This window comes from Priestia sp. MDV22-iso46 (genome assembly GCF_058629175.1).
On record NZ_JBZVWT010000002.1, the window covers coordinates 528,962 to 546,877 of the forward strand.

The 17,916-nt window shown below is 38.6% G+C and carries 21 protein-coding genes; all 21 read left to right on the forward strand.

Annotation, left to right across the window (positions count from 1 at the left end; all coding sequences use genetic code 11):
• Positions 1-50: 50 nt before the first annotated feature.
• Positions 51-953, forward strand: a complete 903-nt coding sequence (xerC, locus tag AC4NPH_RS14650; protein ID WP_013058885.1) for a tyrosine recombinase XerC — start codon at positions 51-53, stop codon at positions 951-953.
• 14 nt (positions 954-967) lie between these two features.
• A complete protein-coding gene (gene hslV / locus AC4NPH_RS14655; RefSeq protein WP_013058884.1) occupies positions 968-1,510 on the forward strand; it encodes an ATP-dependent protease subunit HslV in 543 nt (180 codons plus the stop codon).
• Positions 1,511-1,526: 16 nt separating this feature from the next.
• Positions 1,527-2,927: an ATP-dependent protease ATPase subunit HslU gene (gene hslU, locus AC4NPH_RS14660; protein WP_013058883.1), complete on the forward strand. Its 1,401-nt coding sequence runs from the start codon at positions 1,527-1,529 to the stop codon at positions 2,925-2,927.
• 28 nt (positions 2,928-2,955) lie between these two features.
• Positions 2,956-3,735 (forward strand): GTP-sensing pleiotropic transcriptional regulator CodY, encoded by a 780-nt coding sequence (codY, locus tag AC4NPH_RS14665; RefSeq protein ID WP_013058882.1) that lies wholly within the window; start codon positions 2,956-2,958, stop codon positions 3,733-3,735.
• A 444-nt stretch (positions 3,736-4,179) separates the two neighbouring features.
• Complete coding sequence (gene flgB / locus AC4NPH_RS14670) at positions 4,180-4,569, forward strand: flagellar basal body rod protein FlgB (RefSeq protein WP_013058881.1); 390 nt, start codon at positions 4,180-4,182, stop codon at positions 4,567-4,569.
• Between the two features lie 2 nt (positions 4,570-4,571).
• Positions 4,572-5,021 carry a flagellar basal body rod protein FlgC gene (gene flgC / locus AC4NPH_RS14675; protein WP_013058880.1) on the forward strand — a complete coding sequence of 150 codons (450 nt, stop codon included), beginning with the start codon at positions 4,572-4,574 and terminating at the stop codon, positions 5,019-5,021.
• A gap of 12 nt (positions 5,022-5,033) precedes the next feature.
• Positions 5,034-5,324 carry a flagellar hook-basal body complex protein FliE gene (fliE, locus tag AC4NPH_RS14680; RefSeq protein WP_013058879.1) on the forward strand — a complete coding sequence of 97 codons (291 nt, stop codon included), beginning with the start codon at positions 5,034-5,036 and terminating at the stop codon, positions 5,322-5,324.
• Between the two features lie 49 nt (positions 5,325-5,373).
• A complete protein-coding gene (fliF, locus tag AC4NPH_RS14685; protein WP_491938794.1) occupies positions 5,374-6,966 on the forward strand; it encodes a flagellar basal-body MS-ring/collar protein FliF in 1,593 nt (530 codons plus the stop codon).
• Between the two features lie 11 nt (positions 6,967-6,977).
• Positions 6,978-7,997, forward strand: a complete 1,020-nt coding sequence (gene fliG, locus AC4NPH_RS14690) for a flagellar motor switch protein FliG (RefSeq protein ID WP_057273955.1) — start codon at positions 6,978-6,980, stop codon at positions 7,995-7,997.
• A complete protein-coding gene (fliH, locus tag AC4NPH_RS14695) occupies positions 7,990-8,778 on the forward strand; it encodes a flagellar assembly protein FliH (RefSeq protein ID WP_057273954.1) in 789 nt (262 codons plus the stop codon). The genes fliG and fliH overlap by 8 nt, the downstream gene beginning before the upstream one ends.
• A complete protein-coding gene (fliI, locus tag AC4NPH_RS14700; RefSeq protein ID WP_013058875.1) occupies positions 8,753-10,066 on the forward strand; it encodes a flagellar protein export ATPase FliI in 1,314 nt (437 codons plus the stop codon). Before fliH ends, fliI begins: the two co-directional genes overlap by 26 nt.
• Before the next feature lie 2 nt (positions 10,067-10,068).
• Entirely contained in the window at positions 10,069-10,512 is a 444-nt protein-coding gene (fliJ, locus tag AC4NPH_RS14705) for a flagellar export protein FliJ (protein ID WP_013058874.1), read from the forward strand.
• 9 nt (positions 10,513-10,521) lie between these two features.
• Entirely contained in the window at positions 10,522-11,139 is a 618-nt protein-coding gene (locus AC4NPH_RS14710; protein WP_013058873.1) for a MotE family protein, read from the forward strand.
• A gap of 17 nt (positions 11,140-11,156) precedes the next feature.
• Complete coding sequence (locus AC4NPH_RS14715) at positions 11,157-13,418, forward strand: flagellar hook-length control protein FliK (protein ID WP_491938795.1); 2,262 nt, start codon at positions 11,157-11,159, stop codon at positions 13,416-13,418.
• Positions 13,419-13,427: 9 nt separating this feature from the next.
• Entirely contained in the window at positions 13,428-13,856 is a 429-nt protein-coding gene (flgD, locus tag AC4NPH_RS14720; RefSeq protein WP_025601684.1) for a flagellar hook assembly protein FlgD, read from the forward strand.
• Positions 13,857-13,881: 25 nt separating this feature from the next.
• Complete coding sequence (flgG, locus tag AC4NPH_RS14725) at positions 13,882-14,676, forward strand: flagellar basal body rod protein FlgG (RefSeq protein WP_013058870.1); 795 nt, start codon at positions 13,882-13,884, stop codon at positions 14,674-14,676.
• 35 nt (positions 14,677-14,711) lie between these two features.
• The gene (locus AC4NPH_RS14730) at positions 14,712-14,921 is read left to right on the forward strand and encodes a flagellar FlbD family protein (protein ID WP_025601682.1); all 210 of its coding nucleotides are present in this window, start codon (positions 14,712-14,714) and stop codon (positions 14,919-14,921) included.
• Positions 14,922-14,924: 3 nt separating this feature from the next.
• Positions 14,925-15,356: a flagellar basal body-associated protein FliL gene (fliL, locus tag AC4NPH_RS14735; protein ID WP_025601680.1), complete on the forward strand. Its 432-nt coding sequence runs from the start codon at positions 14,925-14,927 to the stop codon at positions 15,354-15,356.
• A 20-nt stretch (positions 15,357-15,376) separates the two neighbouring features.
• On the forward strand, positions 15,377-16,363 hold the full coding sequence (gene fliM, locus AC4NPH_RS14740; RefSeq protein ID WP_272812412.1) for a flagellar motor switch protein FliM: 987 nt from the start codon (positions 15,377-15,379) through the stop codon (positions 16,361-16,363).
• A 4-nt stretch (positions 16,364-16,367) separates the two neighbouring features.
• Positions 16,368-17,498, forward strand: coding sequence for a flagellar motor switch phosphatase FliY (gene fliY / locus AC4NPH_RS14745; RefSeq protein WP_252281670.1), 1,131 nt, complete (start codon positions 16,368-16,370; stop codon positions 17,496-17,498).
• Positions 17,499-17,519: 21 nt separating this feature from the next.
• Positions 17,520-17,882 carry a response regulator gene (locus AC4NPH_RS14750; protein ID WP_013058865.1) on the forward strand — a complete coding sequence of 121 codons (363 nt, stop codon included), beginning with the start codon at positions 17,520-17,522 and terminating at the stop codon, positions 17,880-17,882.
• Positions 17,883-17,916: the final 34 nt, after the last annotated feature.

The window sequence follows — 17,916 nt, forward strand, 5'->3', positions numbered from 1 at the left end:
AGGGCTACTTAATTGTGATAATATTTAGTAGCCCTTGTGAGGTGATAACATTGGAATTTGTTAAAGATGTATTAAATTCCTTTCTAGAATATTTACAAATTGAGAAAAACTATTCAAAATATACAGTTGACTGCTATGAAAAAGACATAGGTATCTTCATGTCTTTTATGCAGGAAGAGCAAATACAAAACCTACAAAGTGTTACATATGCTGATGCAAGGCTGTTTTTAACACGCCTATATGAAAAGCAGTATTCAAAAAGATCGATGTCACGCAAAATTTCTTGTTTGAGAACGTTTTATCGTTACTTAAATAGAGAAGAATTAGTAGAAGATAATCCATTTGCGCTCGTTACCCTTCCTAAAAAGGAAGAGCGAAATCCTCGCTTTCTGTATGAAGAGGAGATTGTGAAATTATTTCAAATGAATGACTTAACAACTCCGTTAGGGCAGCGTAATCAGTCTCTATTAGAATTGCTGTATGCCACCGGAATACGAGTGAGTGAATGTGCATCTATTAAGCTTAGCGATATAGATTTTTCACTTCAAACTTTGCTCGTATATGGCAAAGGGAAAAAACAACGGTACGTGCCATTTGGCTGTTATGCCAAGGGCGCTCTTAGAGTATATATAGATAATGGAAGAAAGCTTCTTTTAAAAAAGGCTCCTTCTGATACTCATTCGCTCTTTTTAAATTATAAGGGGACACCGTTGACAGACCGAGGCATACGCTTAGTCATTGATCAGTTAGTAAAGAAGACCGCTGAGAATATACATATTAGTCCACACGTTTTGCGGCATACTTTTGCGACTCATATGTTAAATGAAGGGGCAGATTTACGTACAGTTCAAGAAATGCTAGGTCATGAACATTTATCAACCACTCAAATATACACACATGTGACGAAGGATCGTTTAAAGGCAGTTTATATGAATCACCATCCTCGCGCATAAAAGGAGGAGTTAATTTGTCTACTTTCCATGCTACTACGATTTTTGCGGTTCAGCATAACGGTCAATGTGCCATGTCTGGGGACGGACAAGTAACGTTCGGAAATGCTGTTGTTATGAAACATACTGCTCGAAAAGTAAGACGTCTATTTCAAGGGCAAGTTCTTGCCGGCTTTGCAGGTTCAGTAGCTGATGCATTCACTCTTTTTGAATTATTTGAAACGAAGCTTGAAGAGTATAACGGAAATCTTCAGCGTGCAGCCGTTGAGCTTGCTAAACAATGGAGAAGTGACAAAGTATTGCGAAAGTTAGAAGCAATGCTTATTGTTATGAACAAAGATAACTTACTATTAGTATCAGGAACGGGTGAAGTTATTGAACCGGACGACGGCATTTTAGCAATTGGATCAGGCGGAAATTATGCTTTATCAGCGGGACGTGCATTAAAACAACATGCAGGCGAACATTTAACAGCTAAAGAAATTGCAAAAGCAGCTTTAGATGTAGCAAGTGAGATATGTGTTTATACAAATGATCATATTATTGTAGAAGAACTGTAGGAAAGGGGATTTTTTTATGAATTCTCATTTAACACCTCGACAAATTGTAGAAAAGCTCGATCAGTATATTATTGGTCAAACGAAGGCAAAGAAAGCGGTCGCTGTTGCGCTGCGAAATCGCTATCGACGCGGTCTGCTAGACGAATCTTTACGTGATGAAGTTGTGCCGAAAAACATTTTAATGATTGGTCCTACAGGTGTGGGTAAAACCGAGATTGCACGCCGCTTAGCTAAGCTTGTCGGTGCACCTTTTATTAAGGTTGAGGCAACAAAATTTACGGAAGTTGGATATGTAGGACGCGATGTAGAATCAATGGTTCGTGATTTAGTGGAAACGTCAGTTCGACTTGTGAAAGAAGAAAAAATGAACGGCGTGCGTGATCGCGCAGAAGAAAATGCAAACAAGCGGATAGTAGAGCTTCTTGTTCCAAGCAAAAAGAAGCAGCAATCGTTTAAAAATCCGTTTGAAATGATTTTTTCAAACGGTACACAGTCAAGCGATGCGGATCCTGATCAAGATGAGGAAACGAATATTGCAACGAAGCGCAAGCAGATTGCTCATCAGCTTGCTTTAGGAGAGCTTGAAAATCATTATGTCACAATTGAAGTAGAAGAGCAACAGCCTTCTATGTTTGATATGTTACAAGGTTCGGGTATGGAACAAATGGGCATGAACATGCAGGATGCCTTAAGTAATTTTATGCCTAAAAAACAAAAAAAGCGCAAACTTACTGTTAAAGATGCACGAAAAGTATTAACAAATGAAGAAGCGCAAAAATTGATTGATATGGATGAAGTGACGCAAGAAGCTGTGAATCGTGCAGAACAATACGGAATTATTTTCATTGACGAAATTGATAAAATTGCTCAAAAAAGTGCTAATTCATCTTCCGCTGACGTTTCACGTGAAGGCGTGCAGCGAGATATTTTACCAATTGTAGAAGGGTCAACGATTGTTACAAAATATGGCGCAGTCAAAACTGATCATGTTTTATTTGTAGCAGCCGGTGCTTTCCATGTATCAAAACCGTCGGATTTAATTCCAGAATTGCAGGGTCGATTCCCAATTCGCGTTGAATTAACGAAGCTAACCGTTGAAGATTTTATAAACATTTTAGTAGAGCCAGATAATGCGTTATTAAAGCAATATGCGGCATTATTGGAAACTGAAGGTATACAAATTGAATTTTCTGACGATGCTATACGTAAGATTGCAGAAATTGCATATCAGGTGAATCAAGATACAGACAATATTGGTGCAAGAAGGCTTCATACGATTTTAGAACGTTTGCTAGAGGATTTATCGTTTGAAGCACCAGAAGTAACATTAGAGAAAATTGTGATTACTCCGCAGTACGTGGAAGAAAAATTAGAAAAAATCGCTAAAAACAAAGATTTGAGTCAATTTATTTTATAGAACTGAAATCGCAGGAGGAAGAGTACTAATGGATTTATTAGGGAAAACTAGAAAGATTAATGCAATGCTACAAAAAGCAGCTGGTAAACCAGTAAACTTTAAAGAAATGGCTGAAACACTTTGCGAAGTGATCGAATCAAACGTATTCGTAGTAAGCCGTCGCGGTAAATTATTAGGAATCGCTGTTAAACAGCAAATTGAGAATGCGCGCATGAAAGATATGTTAGAAGCACGCCAGTTCCCAGAAGAATATACTCAAAGCTTATTTAACATTCAAGAAACATCTTCTAACTTAAACATTGAAAGTCAATATACAGCTTTCCCAGTTGAAAATAAAGACTTATTTGATGCAGGACTAACAACAATCGTTCCAATTATCGGAGGCGGAGAGCGTCTAGGTACGCTTGTACTATCTCGTTTAGACCGTCAGTTCGAAGACGATGATTTAATCCTTGCTGAATACGGTGCAACGGTAGTAGGTATGGAAATTCTTCGTGAAAAAGCAGAAGAAATTGAAGAAGAAGCACGTAGCAAAGCTGTTGTACAAATGGCAATTAGCTCATTATCATACAGTGAGTTAGAAGCTATTGAGCACATCTTTGAAGAGTTAAATGGAAATGAAGGACTATTAGTAGCAAGTAAAATTGCTGACCGCGTTGGAATTACACGTTCAGTAATCGTAAATGCGCTACGTAAATTAGAAAGTGCTGGCGTTATCGAATCACGTTCTTTAGGAATGAAAGGAACTTACATTAAAGTTCTTAACAACAAATTCTTAGTAGAGCTTGAAAAATTAAAATCTAACTAAGTTTATGAACCAAAAAGCACACGGGCTTTGCCCGTGTGCTTTTTTTTGTATGCTCTCAGTACAAAAAGGTTCGCTGTGAGTTAAGACGATTCGTTCACTATTTTTACAAGTCTATAACAAACTTCATATAAAAATCTAAAAATTATATTATAGAATCTTTAAATAGTAAAAAGATGCTAGTTGATTACAAATCGTTACTTTTATTACATATTGTTCAGGACTTATGGTATATATTTTGATTTTAAATTTTAAAAATAGAGCTAAAGTATAGCATTGATGTTAAAATGTGCTTGGAAAACGAATGAAAATTTTGGTTTATAGTCCAAAAGTTCTTAAAAAAGGATAGACATTGCATGAAGTTTTTCTTACAATAAGTTCTATGGTACTAAAGTCGAAATTTGTCTCATTTTTGAGGAAAATAGAATAGATAAGCAGGTGTAAGAATTGAGTTTGTTTTCAACTACTTTTCAAACAATTGAAAATGGAATTAGCTACGCGTCACAAAAGCAGCAGACGATTGCACAAAATATCGCAAACGTTGATACTCCAAATTATAAATCGAAAACAGTATCGCGTACGAGTGAATTCCGAGATTTATTACATAACGAGTTAGAAGCATATCAGACTGATTCAAAACATATCCCATTTTCTGATTCATCCCAGCGAGCGATTACCCAGCAAGGAAACACTTCCTATCAAGCAAATGGAAACAATGTGGATATGGATAAAGAGATGGCGGATATGGCTGAAAATCAAATTTACTATGAGGCGCTAGTAGATCGTTTAAATGGAAAATTTAATTCTCTTCAAACAGTCATTAGAGGAGGTAAATAAGTTTGACTATTTTTCGAAATATGAATATTACATCTTCAGCTTTAACTGCCAATCGTTTAAGGATGGACGTTGTTTCATCTAATATGGCGAATGCTGAAACGACAAGAGGGACGTACGTTAATGGTGAGTGGCAGCCTTACAAAAGAAAAATGGTTGTCATACAGTCTGATCGTTCGCCTTCTTTTTCGTCCCTCTTACACTCCGAAATTAATAAAAATCAAAACAATGGTGTAAAAGTCACAGATATCGTAGAAGATAATACTCCTTTTAATTTAGTATATAACCCGACGCATCCAGATGCGAATGACCAAGGGTACGTAAAGATGCCGAATGTAGATCCTTTAAAGGAAATGACGGATTTAATTAGTGCTACTCGATCTTATGAAGCAAACGTGACGGTCTTTAATACAAACAAAAGTATATTAACAAAGGCGTTAGAAATTGGGAAATAAAGGGGTGATAAAATGATTAATGGTATCAGCAATCAAATAGCAATAGCAAAAACAGCAGCTTCTACTAGCACTGGACAAACAACTCAACAGTTTTCAACGTTTTTAAAAGACTCAATCAATGAGTTAAACAATACTCAACGCGCTTCGGATATAGCGACTGAAAAGCTTGCTAAAGGAGAAAACGTCGAAATCCAAGATGTAATGATTACTGCTCAAAAAGCAAGTATTACGATGCAAACGGCTCTTGAAATACGGAATAAAGCTGTTGAAGCCTATCAGGAAATGATGAGAATGCAAATGTAATTGAGCGGTTATTAAAGAAAATGAAAATAGTAATAACCGGAGGAATACCATGAATGAAAGAATAGTTCTTTATCGAGATAAGATGAAAGTCTTTTGGAATAACCGCAAAAAAGGACAGAAAATAGCCCTTATCGCTGCTCCTCTTGCGGCTATTCTAGTCATTAGTTTAGCATCTGTTTTTTTAAACCAGGATAAATTTGTCCCTCTTTATAGCAATCTATCGGCTCAAGAAACAGGACAAATCAAAGCGGAGCTTGATGCTAGAAGCGTTCCTTCAGAAATCTCTGATAACGGAACAACCATTTCGGTGCCTGAACAAAGCGTTGACTCGCTAAAAGTTGATTTAGCTGCACAAGGAATTCCTGATAGCGGAAGTATCGACTATTCGTTTTTTGGGAAAAATGCGAGCTTTGGTATGACAGATAATGAATTTGATGTGTTAAAACTCGATGCGATGCAAACTGAATTGGCTAACTTAATGAAAAACATTCAAGGAGTCAACGATGCAAAAGTGATGATAACCCTTCCCAATGAAAGCGTCTGGGCGAATGAAAAGCAGGGAGAAGCATCAGCATCAATTGTGCTTAATACAAAGGCTGGTTATAAATTTGATGATCAGCAAATTAAATCTCTTTATCATTTAGTATCCAAAAGTGTGCCAAACCTTCCTACAGATAATATCGTCATCATGAACCAATATTTTGAGTACTTTGATTTAAAAGGTAACGAAACGAATTCAGCTTCTAGCTCATTTGCTTCGCAGAACGAAGCGAAAAAAGAAGTTGAGCGAGATATTCAGCGTCAAGTACAGCAAATGCTAGGAAGACTGGTCGGTCAAGATAAAGTAATGGTCTCTGTTACAGCAGATCTTGATTTTACACAGGAAAATCGCGAAGAAAAGCTAGTAGAGCCTGTTGATAAAGATAATATGCAAGGAATTGCCGTTAGCGCTGAAAAAATTAATGAAACATTTTCTGGTAAAAATGCTCAAGATGGAGGCGTTGCTGGAACAGGAGAAGAAGATACAACAAATTACTCATCCAGTACAACAAGTGGAGACGGAGACTACGAAAAAAAAGAAGAACGAATTAATTATGAAGTGAATCGAATTCATAAAGAAATCGTCGAAAGTCCATACAAAATTCAAGATCTTGGCATTCAAGTAATGATAGATCCGTCCAATGCAAAAGGGAAATCACAAGTTTCCGATACGCTTGAGTCAGACGTTCAAAAAATGTTAGGTACAATTGTCCGTACTTCTATTTCAAAAGATGCAAATACGAAAGCTCTCTCGGATAACGCGGTCAGCGATAAGATTACCGTTTCCGTTCAGCCGTTTAATGGACAAGAAACAGCTGACAACACAGCAAGTTCGATTCCATTGTGGATGTATATAATCGGAGGAGCACTGCTGCTTATTATTGTTGTTCTTATTGTGCTGTTGATTAGGAAAAGGCGTCAAGACTTAGATGAAGAGGAATATGATGAAGAGTATGATGAAACTTTTGAAGCATATGAAGCGGCACAAAAAGCCCCTGTTTTAAGTGCCGAACAGCAAACAAAAAGCAATCTTGAAACGTTAGCGAAGCAAGACCCGGAAGAGTTTGCAAAACTGCTGCGAACATGGATTAGTGAGGATTAGGAGGAAGGCTAATGGTAAAGGCTATGCAAAAAAATGAGTTAACTGGAAAGCAAAAAGCAGCAATTTTGTTGATTTCTCTCGGTCCGGATGTATCAGCTTCTATCTATAAACATCTTAGTGAAGATGAAATTGAGCAACTAACGCTTGAAATTTCTTCAGTGAGAAAAATAGAGCCGTCTCTAAAAGAAGCTGTGCTTCATGAGTTTGAACAAATAACGCTGGCTCAAAACTATCTTGAAAAAGGAGGAGTAAGCTATGCGAAACAGGTGTTAGAAAAAGCACTTGGACCAGAGCAGGCTATGATGATTATCAATCGATTAACTTCTTCTTTGCAAGTTCGTCCGTTTGACTTTGCCAGAAAAGCTGATCCTATGCAGCTGTTAAATTTTATTCAGCATGAGCACCCTCAGACGATTGCCCTTATTTTATCTTACTTAGAGCCGCCGCAGGCAGGACAAATCTTATCATCACTGCCTCAGGAAAGGCAAGCGGATATTGCAAGACGGATTGCAACGATGGGAAGTACGTCTCCGGAAGTTATTAATGAAGTGGAGCAAATTTTAGAGAGAAAGCTTTCTGCTACTGTTACCCAAGACTACACCCAAACAGGTGGTTTAGAAGCGGTAGTTGAAGTATTAAATGGAGTAGACCGAGCGACTGAAAAAATTATTATTGATACGCTTGAAATTCAAGATCCGGCATTAGCAGAAGAAATCAAACAGCGAATGTTTGTATTTGAGGATATCGTAACGCTCGATAACCGTTCTATTCAGCGTGTGATACGCGATGTAGAAAATGATGATTTATTGTTGAGCTTAAAAGTAGCAAGTGAAGAAGTGAAATCTATTATTTTTAAAAATATGTCTAGCCGTATGGTGGAAACGTTTAAAGAAGAAATGGAATTTATGGGTCCTGTGCGTTTGAAAGATGTAGAGGAAGCTCAGTCACGTATCGTTGCTGCAATTAGACGTTTAGAAGATGCTGGTGAAATTGTACTAGCTCGAGGTGGAGGAGACGATATTATTGTCTAATATCATTAAATCAACTTATACGAACAAACTTTCAGACGAAAATGCTAAGCACATTCAAGTCATTCCATTTGGTTTTCCGATACAAGATGAGCCCGCAGAAGAACATCTTCAGCAAGAAAATGCACAGCACGTTATTGAACAAGCGCACAGTGAAGCTGAAATAGTAAAGGCCGAGGCAGACGCTTACCGCAAACGAGCTCAAAACGAAGTTGAACGTTTGAAAAAGCAGTGGGAAGAAGAGAAGGTGCTGCTGTTTCAACAAGAACAAAAGCGAGGCTATGAAGAAGGATACGAAGAAGGGCTGCTTCAGGGAAAACAAGAGTATGAGCATGTATTAGCCATGTCGCGAAACATTGTTGAAGAAACAAAGAATCAGTACTACGAATATATAAATCAATCTGAAGAAGTCATCTTTGAATTAGGTTTCGCCCTCGCTGAAACGATTTTAAATGAGCAGCTTCAAAGAGATGAATCATTTTTATCACTTGTTGCAAGGTCTTTAAAAGAAGTTAGAGAACATAAAGAAATCCAGCTTTTTGTTTCTCCGAAAAAATATGCATATGTATGTGAACATAAACGAGAACTGTTCGATTTATTAAACGGAGAAACCGGGCTATTTATTTATGCAGATGAAAATCTTCAGGAAATGGATTGTGTCATCGATTCCTCTTATGGCCGTCTTGTTGCTTCTTTTGATAGTCAGTTAACAGAAATGAAGAAAAAATTAAAAGAACGTTTGTTAGAGGAGAGTAAACATGAAAGTCGCACAACTCATTCATGAAATCCCGCGCACATCTTCTTTTAAACGGTACGGGAAAGTTAGCCGAGTAGTAGGAATGATGATTGAATCTAGAGGACCTAGAACGTCAATAGGAGATGTTTGCTTTATTCATCTTAGTGAACGAGGAGATAAAATTCGTGCAGAAGTTGTTGGTTTTAACGGTGAGCACGTCATTTTAATGCCTTATACGTCTGTTCGATATATCGGACCTGGCTGCCTAGTGGAAACGACAGAAAAACCTCTGCAGGTAAGCGTGGGAAAAGAGTTAATAGGTCAAGTGCTTGATTCGTTAGGGAACCCTTTAGACGGGTCTGAACTTTCTCATTATTTGCCGTTTGTTTTAACTGATCAAGACCCCCCTAATCCCTTAGAGCGTCCGCCTATTGAACAGCCGATTGAAGTAGGGGTACGAACGATTGATAGTTTGCTAACAGTAGGTCAAGGGCAGCGCATAGGTATTTTTGCAGGAAGCGGTGTTGGAAAAAGTACGCTGCTCGGGATGATTGCACGCAATACAAAAGCAGATATCAATGTCATTGCCCTTGTAGGCGAGCGAGGAAGAGAAGTTAGAGAGTTTATTGAGCGAGATCTTGGAGAGGAAGGGTTAAAGCGCTCCGTTGTAGTAGTTGCTACCTCGGATCAGCCTGCTCTACTTCGAATGAAAGCAGCATATACAGCTACTTCTATTGCTGAATACTTTCGAGATGAGGGGCTGAGCGTCATGATGATGATGGATTCTGTTACTCGTGTAGCAATGGCTCAGAGAGAAATTGGATTAGCCGTAGGTGAACCTCCAACTACCAAAGGTTATACACCATCTGTTTTTGCTAGCTTGCCAAGGCTGCTTGAACGTACAGGAACTAATCAACATGGATCTATTACTGCTTTTTACACTGTATTAGTAGACGGTGATGATATGAACGAACCTATTTCGGATACGGTGCGAGGCATTATAGACGGACATATTGTACTAGACCGGGAGCTGGCCAATAAAGGTCAATATCCGGCCATCAATGTCTTAAAAAGCGTTAGTCGGGTGATGAACCATATCGTAAGTGAACGGCATAAAGAAGCAGCTGAAAAACTGCGTTCATTAATGGCTACCTATGCTAATTCTGAAGACTTAATTAACATAGGTGCCTACAAAAGAGGATCTTCTGCTTACATTGATGAGGCCATCCACTATCACCCTGTCATTGATGCATTTTTAAAGCAAAAAACGAACGAACATCCATCATTTGAAACAAGTGTAACAAAGCTCTGTGAACTGTTTGTGAAAGGTGAGTAAATATGGCATATGAATTTAGGTTATCTAAAATAATGGCAATCAAGTCAAATGAAAAAGATGAACTGCTATCTCAATATAATCAATCCTTACAGCAGTTTGAAACAGCGGGTGAAAAGCTTTATAAAAAGTTAAAAGAAAAAGAAACGCTGATTGAACAGCATACGGGCAAAATGAAGCAAGGGCTTTCTATTTTAGAAATTACGTCATTTCAGCAGTTTTTAACAAGTGCCGAACGAGTGATTGAGAGGCTGCAACAAGAGGTCATGTTTGCAAGACAGCAAATGAACTTAAAAAAACTGAAGCTAGAAGAAAAGAACATAGAAGTAAAGAAGTATGAAAAGTTAAAAAAGAGAGACTACGATTCTTATATAACCGCGGAAAAACAGTTAGAAGCGAAGCAAATGGATGAGCTGTCGCTACAGCAGTATATGCTGCATAGGAATTAGGTGGACAACATGGCTAATCAAAAAGAGTTAAGAGAAGAGTACGAAGAAGAAAAGTCTTACAGTAAAAGCCAAGTGTTTTTATTTTTAATCTTTATTCCAGCGGTGTTCCTCATCTTGGCAGCTTATATTGTTCTGACGCTTTTAGGCGTTAATGTAAATGATAAAGTTTCAGGTATTACACACGCCATTCCGTTTGTATCAAGTGAACAGTCGCAAAAAAATGAAAATATTCAAGAAAGCAATGAAGAAATACAAAAGCAGGTTGAGAGCCTTCAAAAGAAGCTCAATGCGAAAGATAAGCAAGCTGCGGCTTATGAGAAAACGATCACTACAAAAGATCGTCAAATGGATGAACTAAAAATTGAAATGCGCGATATGGAAGAAAAAGCCGATGATGAAGCGAAAAAACAAAAGAACAATCAGCTGGCAAAAAAAGATGTTATTGCTACCTATGAAAACATGTCTCCTAAAAATGCAGCACTTATCTTTGCCGAATTAAAAGAAGACAAAGCGGTCGCGATGCTTAAGCAGTTCAAAGCGAGTACAAGAACGGCAATCTTAGAAAAAATGGATCCGAAAGTAGCTGCACGCTATACGACATTGTTAACAGATCAGATTGATGAATAAAAGCAGAGGTGAAAACAGTGGAAATTTCACTACGTCCAGCAGCTGCATCAAAGGTAAACTGCGATGAAAAAGCAGCTGCTAGTCAGACTCAGGGTTTTTTTGAAGAAATCGTTCAGCAGCTTCAGCAGTTAGATACGCAGCCTTCAGCATCCGAGGAGAAATCATCAGATGAAACAGCGGTAGATCAAAACCTCTTGCAGGCGGTTGGGTTAATTGCGATTCAGTTAAGTGAAGCAGAAGATAAAGAAATGGAACCGGCTGTCTTATACGAACATCTAACCGAAATGATTAATAGGATTCCAAGTAGTCCAGATTTGGAACAGCTGCTTCTAAAGCTGCAGCACGTGCTAACAGACATGCAGCGGGCACCTGCTTCATCTGAAACAGACAGTCAAGAACAATATTTGTCTTCTATTTCTACCTTGTTGACCATTTGTAAAAATACATCATCTGCGTTTCAAACAGAGTTTGCTCAGCTGATGGAAGAACTACAAAAACCGCAGCTGCAGTCAGTGAAGCTTTCGGATTCGCAGCTTCAAGGCTTGCAGAAAACTGCTGCTGAAAAAATAGAGAAAATTCATAAACAACCACGTGTATTAACCGATACCTTACATGAAAAGCGCTCAGCTGATTTCTTCGCCGTTGTTCAAGCAGCCCCAAAAAGTTCTGTAAGAGATATGACCGCTTTTCATAAAGAGGAAAAAGTGCCGCTTTTGAATCAGCTTCCATGGAAAAAAGATGTAGTTTTACGTAACGAAAGTATGGATAGAGATAGTTCAAAAAAGGATAGTGAAATTTCTTTCACTGCTAACACGGCCGGGGCGAGGTTAGAAAATACTCCATCATCTTTTAAATCTAAAGAAGTACCTAAGGGCCAAGAGTTTTCTATTGATCTAGGGCAAGTGAAATCTGATCATCAACAGTCTGACAATCTGTTAAATGAGCTGCAAAAAATATGGAGTAAAGCTTCGCTCAGTGCTGAAAAGGGAAGATCCAAGCTTTTCATTGCGTTATTTCCAAAACAGCTAGGTACGATTTCAATTGAAGTGCTTCAGCAAGAAAATGAAACGACTGCGCAAGTAATTGTATCGTCAGCAAAAACAAAAGAGCTATTAGACGCCAACCTTTCGACTTTACGGCAAGTTCTGACTTCTCAGCATGTATCCGTTGATCAAGTCGATGTGGCTGCTGTTCAAGCAGCTCCAGAAACTTCTGTAAAAGATATGAATGCTTTTGCTAATGAAGAAAAAGTGCCGCAGTTTTCTATTGATTTAGGGCAAGTAAAATCCGACCATCAACAGTCTACCGATCTGGTAAACGGGCTACAAAAGATATGGAGTAAAGCTTCGATCAGTATTGAAGAGAGAGCATCTAAGCTTTCTATTAAGTTGTTGCCAAAGCAGCTAGGGACGATTTCAATTGAAGTGCTTCAACAAGATCATAAAACGACTGCGCAAGTAATTGTATCGTCAGCGAAAACAAAAGAGCTGTTAGACGCCAACCTTTTCAGATTACGACAAGCTCTCACATCTCAGCATGTATCCGTTGATCAAGTCGGTGTGGACGCTGTTCATACCGCTTCAGAAAGTTCTGTGAGAAATACGAACGCTTTTCGTAAAGAAGAAAAAGTACCGTTTTTCAATCAGCTTCCATGGAAAAAAGATGTGGTATTACACAGCGAAAGTATAGATACAAATAGCTCTTTAAAAAATAGCGAAAGTTCTGCAGGTACAAACACAACGGGAGCGACAGTAGAGAATCAGTCATCATCCTTTGGAACTGGAGAAATGCCTAAGCTTCAGCAGTTCTCTATTTATCTAGGGCAAGCAAAATCTGACTATCAACAGTCTAGCAATTTGGTAAACGAGCTTGAAAAAATATGGAGTAAAGCTTCGTTCAGTACTGAAGAGGGAACATCCAAGCTTTTCATTAAGTTATTTCCAAAACAGCTAGGTGCGATTTCAATTGAAATGCTTCAGAAAGACAGTGAAACGGTTGCACGAATTGTCGTATCGTCAGCAAAAACAAAAGAGTTATTGGACTCCAACCTTTCAACTTTGCGGCACGGTCTCGCGTCTCAGCATGTATCAATTGATAAAATCGATGTGCTACTGTCAGAACAAGCGATGTCGTATAACAATGAAAATGATCAGCAAAAAGAAAGACAGGAAAAAGAAGCGTTTAAAAAAGAAGAAGAAGATCAAGATTCACAACAATTGGAAGAATCGGCTTCCTTTCTATCTTCTTTTGAAGCAGCGCTCATTAACTACAACGTATAGGTGATAACAATGACAAATGAAATTACGTCTGACTTGTATTTAAGCAATAGGGAGACACAAGTGAAGCAAACGGGAAACAGCTCGCTTGGCAAAGATGACTTTTTAAAGCTTTTGATTGCTCAGCTTCAAAATCAAGATCCAATGAATCCAATGCAAGACAAAGACTTTATTGCTCAAATGGCTCAGTTTTCATCTCTTGAACAAATGACAAATATGAGCACATCGCTCAATACGTTTTTAACGCAGTCTCAGGCTTCTCCTATTTTAAAAGGAAGCGAATTAATTGGTAAAACCGCTGCATGGTTAGATGAAGAAGGAAATAAAAAGCAAGGAGTCATTTCGACAGCATCTGTCAAAAACAATGAGGTATCGTTTAGGATCAATGATGAAAATCATACGGTACTTTCGCTAAACGAGATCTTAGAAGTAAGCAGTTAACCAACCAAATTTAAGGAGTGATTTTATGTTACGTTCGATGTATTCAGGAATCAGCGGCATGAAAAATTTTCAAACCAAATTAGATGTCCTAGGAAATAACATTGCCAACGTTAATACATACGGCTATAAAAAAGGACGTACAACGTTTCAAGATTTAGTGAGTCAGCAGGTAGCAGGGGCAACGGCACCGGGAGCTAACCGTGGAGGTGTTAATGCTAAACAAGTCGGGTTAGGTTCAAAGATTGGCACGATTGATACAGTTCAAACGGCAGGAAGCATTCAGTCAACGGGGCGTCCGCTTGATTTAGCTATTTCTGGAGACGGCTATTTTGTTGTAAATGATGGGAAATCGGACTACTACACAAGAGCTGGGAATTTTTATTTAGATAGCAGCGGTAATTTGGTGACGGGTGATGGACTGTACGTACAAAAAACTGGAGGAGGAAATATTAACATTCCTTCAACAAGTAAGAGCTACAGTATAGGAGCAGATGGAAAGGTTAATATCATAGATGCTAATGGAAATATAACTCCAAATACACCAACAATTGAACTTGCTAAATTTGCAAATAACGAAGGCCTCGAAAAAGCAGGAGGAAATCTATTTGCTAAAAGCGTAAACTCAGGAAATCCTTTAGTAGGAAACCCAGGAGCTAGCGGTACAGGAACTCTGGTATCAAGCGCCCTTGAAATGTCCAACGTTGATTTATCAGAGGAATTCACGGACATGATTGTTGCACAGCGCGGATTTCAAGCGAACACAAGAATTATTACAACATCCGATGAAATACTGCAAGAGCTAGTGAATCTGAAACGATAGGCGGGAGGAAGGAGTAAGTATTACTCCGATTGATTATGATCACTTTAACAAGGCTAAACGGCAAAACGTTTACGTTAAATGCTCTCTACATCGAGCAGGTTGAGGCATTTCCCGATACGACCATTACGCTAACGAATAACAAAAAGCTAGTGGTAAAGGATTCAGTTGAAGAAGTGAATGAGAAAGTGACGACCTATTATCAGCGAATTAACGTATTAGGGCTGCAGCAAACGACGGAGGAATAAAGTGTGTTTAAAAATAAGCTAATTAGTAAGATGATTATTATCATGCTTTCTCTTACTTTAATAGGAAGCATTGCTGTTATCGTGACGCTAAAGTATACAGGGCAGGCAAGTACTGAAAAAGGTCCATCTATCGACGATGTGATTAAAGCTTCTGTAGATGTAACGGATATTAAAACAAATTTAAAAAGCAATAACTACATCAGCATTTCATTTAAAATTCAAATGGATAGTAAAAAAGCAGCGGCAGAGCTTCAAAAAAGAGATTTTCAAGTAAGAGACATTATTATCAAAAGGCTCTCAGATATGAGCGCCCAAGATTTTGAAGGAATGCAAGGACTCAGCACGTTAGAAACAGATATTGCAAAACAAATTGATCAATTAATGGAAAACGGACATGTTGTTAAAATTTATACAACGTCTAAAGTGTTGCAGTAAAGAAAAAGGGAGGGAAGCTAGTGGCAGGGGATGTATTATCACAAAATGAAATTGATGCCCTATTATCCGCGTTATCAACCGGAGAGATGGATGCGGATGAGCTAAAAAAGGAAAATAAAAAACAGCGTATTCGTACATATGATTTTAAACGCGCCCTGCGTTTTTCAAAAGATCAGATTCGCAGTTTGACGCGAATTCATGAAAATTATGCGCGCATGCTCATCAACGTCTTTTCGGCGCAGCTTCGTAACGTTGTACAAGTGTCCGTTGTATCAGTGGATCAAATTCCGTATGAGGAGTTCATTCGTTCTGTTCCGAAAGTAACCATCTTAAATGTGATAGCCGTCCCTCCTTTAGAAGGGCATATCATTATGGAAGTCAATCCAAACATTGCCTATGCGATGCTTGACCGCTTGCTCGGAGGACAAGGCGAGAGCGGTGGGAAAATTAGTAACTTAACGGAAATTGAAACGAGCTTGGTTCGAAACTTGTTAGAGAAAACGTTAGATAGTATGAGAGAAGCTTGGAGTTCTATTGCGGAAATTGAGCCTGAAACATCAGAGTTTGAAGTGAATCCTCAGTTTTTGCAGGTGATTTCACCAAATGAAATTGTCATCGTCATTTCATTAAACGTACAAATTGGAGATGAAACGGGCATGATCAATCTATGTATTCCGCACGTGACGCTTGAGCCGATCGTGTCCAAACTGTCCGTTCATTACTGGATGCAATCTTCGAAAAAAGAACCTAATGTACAAGAGGTTGAGCAGCTAAAGGAACAAATCAATGATGCGGAATTGCAGGTTGTAGCCGAGCTAGGAACAGCGGATATTTCAATTGAAGATTTCCTAGCATTAGATGCAGGAGACGTTATTCGACTGCAAACAAGCGTTCATAATCCGTTAACTATTTACGTCGGAGAACAACCTAAATTTATTGCACAGCCTGGAAAAGTCAGTCGGAAAGTTGCTGTGCAAATTCTAGATGATGTTAAGAGGAGGAACTAAAGGAATGAACGATGACATGCTTTCGCAAGATGAAATTGATGCGTTGTTAAAAGGAACTTCTTCACTTGACGAGTTCTCAGAGCCGAATAAGTCAAGTCAAGTAGACGATTACTTTACGGAAATGGAAAAAGATGCGCTTGGCGAAATTGGAAATATTTCGTTTGGTAGTTCAGCAACAGCGCTATCGGCTTTATTGAATCAAAAAGTCGATATTACCACACCGTTTGTATCGCTCGTATATAAAGAAGAGCTGACGGATGAATTTCCAAATCCTCATGTCGCTGTGCAAGTTCAGTATACAGAAGGCTTTTCTGGTACGAATTTGTTAGTTATTAAACATGAAGATGCAGCTGTTATTTCAGATTTGATGCTTGGTGGAACGGGAGAGAATCCGACGGAAATCATGGATGAAATTAAGCTGAGTGCAGTGCAGGAAGCGATGAATCAAATGATGGGTTCTGCAGCGACGTCTATGTCTACGGTATTTCAAAAGAAAATTGATATCTCTCCGCCGAGCTTAGATATTTTAAATATTCAAAAAGGGGAAGGCACAGAGCTGATTCCCCAAGATGACGTCTTTGTAAAGGTCTCTTTTAATTTGAAGGTAGGCACATTAATCGATTCGAATATTATGCAGCTTTTATCGATATCTTTTGCCAAAAGCTTGGTGGAAGAGCTCTTAGTTCCAAGCGCAGAAGATACGGCAGCTTCTATTGAAAAAGAATCAGATCTTAATGAAAAGCAAACAGAACCGCCGGCAGCTGAATACATACAGCATGAAGAAACGCAGCAGGCAGAACCTGGTCATGTATCAGTTGATGTTCAGCCCGCATCGTTTGCAGAGTTCGAGCACGTGTCTTCTCCTCAAGGGGATTCACGAAATTTAGACATGCTGCTTGATATACCGCTTCAAGTTACCGTGGAGCTTGGAAGGACTAAGCGAACGGTTCAAGAGATTTTAGCATTATCTTCTGGTGCAATCATTGAACTTGATAAACTAGCAGGCGAACCAGTAGATATCTTGATTAATAGCAAATTAATAGCAAAAGGTGAAGTGGTCGTCATTGACGAGAATTTTGGCGTTCGCGTAACCGATATTATTAGTCAAAAAGACCGTATTAACAAACTAAAGTAATGATTTTTAGGAGGAGTAGAGATGGGAAACCGAATTTTAATTGTAGATGATGCTGCATTCATGCGCATGATGATCAAAGATATTTTAACGAAAAATGGATATGAAGTAGTAGCAGAAGCGGCAGATGGCCAGCAGGCTGTGGAGTTATTTAAAGAGCATGCACCAGATCTTGTCACAATGGATATTACAATGCCTGAAATGGATGGAATTACGGCCTTAAAAGAAATTAAAACCATAAAAAGTGATGCTAAGGTGATTATGTGTTCAGCTATGGGCCAGCAGGCAATGGTGATTGATGCCATTCAAGCAGGGGCAAAAGATTTTATCGTTAAGCCTTTTCAAGCAGATCGTGTATTAGAGGCAATTTCAAAAGCAATTGGATAAACAACAGATTGGCGGGGCTTTCCCGCTAATCTTA

Bases quoted from the DNA above. Each gene is read 5' to 3' on its own strand.
- fliE (WP_013058879.1), top strand. From the start codon at position 5,034: ATGATTAATGGTATCAGCAATCAAATAGCAATAGCAAAAACAGCAGCT.
- flgG (WP_013058870.1), top strand. From the start codon at position 13,882: ATGTTACGTTCGATGTATTCAGGAATCAGCGGCATGAAAAATTTTCAA.
- fliI (WP_013058875.1), top strand. From the start codon at position 8,753: ATGAAAGTCGCACAACTCATTCATGAAATCCCGCGCACATCTTCTTTT.
- codY (WP_013058882.1), top strand. From the start codon at position 2,956: ATGGATTTATTAGGGAAAACTAGAAAGATTAATGCAATGCTACAAAAA.
- fliJ (WP_013058874.1), top strand. From the start codon at position 10,069: ATGGCATATGAATTTAGGTTATCTAAAATAATGGCAATCAAGTCAAAT.
- AC4NPH_RS14750 (WP_013058865.1), top strand. From the start codon at position 17,520: ATGGGAAACCGAATTTTAATTGTAGATGATGCTGCATTCATGCGCATG.
- AC4NPH_RS14730 (WP_025601682.1), top strand. From the start codon at position 14,712: ATGATCACTTTAACAAGGCTAAACGGCAAAACGTTTACGTTAAATGCT.
- fliF (WP_491938794.1), top strand. From the start codon at position 5,374: ATGAATGAAAGAATAGTTCTTTATCGAGATAAGATGAAAGTCTTTTGG.
- fliG (WP_057273955.1), top strand. From the start codon at position 6,978: ATGGTAAAGGCTATGCAAAAAAATGAGTTAACTGGAAAGCAAAAAGCA.
- hslU (WP_013058883.1), top strand. From the start codon at position 1,527: ATGAATTCTCATTTAACACCTCGACAAATTGTAGAAAAGCTCGATCAG.
- flgD (WP_025601684.1), top strand. From the start codon at position 13,428: ATGACAAATGAAATTACGTCTGACTTGTATTTAAGCAATAGGGAGACA.
- fliY (WP_252281670.1), top strand. From the start codon at position 16,368: ATGAACGATGACATGCTTTCGCAAGATGAAATTGATGCGTTGTTAAAA.
- AC4NPH_RS14710 (WP_013058873.1), top strand. From the start codon at position 10,522: ATGGCTAATCAAAAAGAGTTAAGAGAAGAGTACGAAGAAGAAAAGTCT.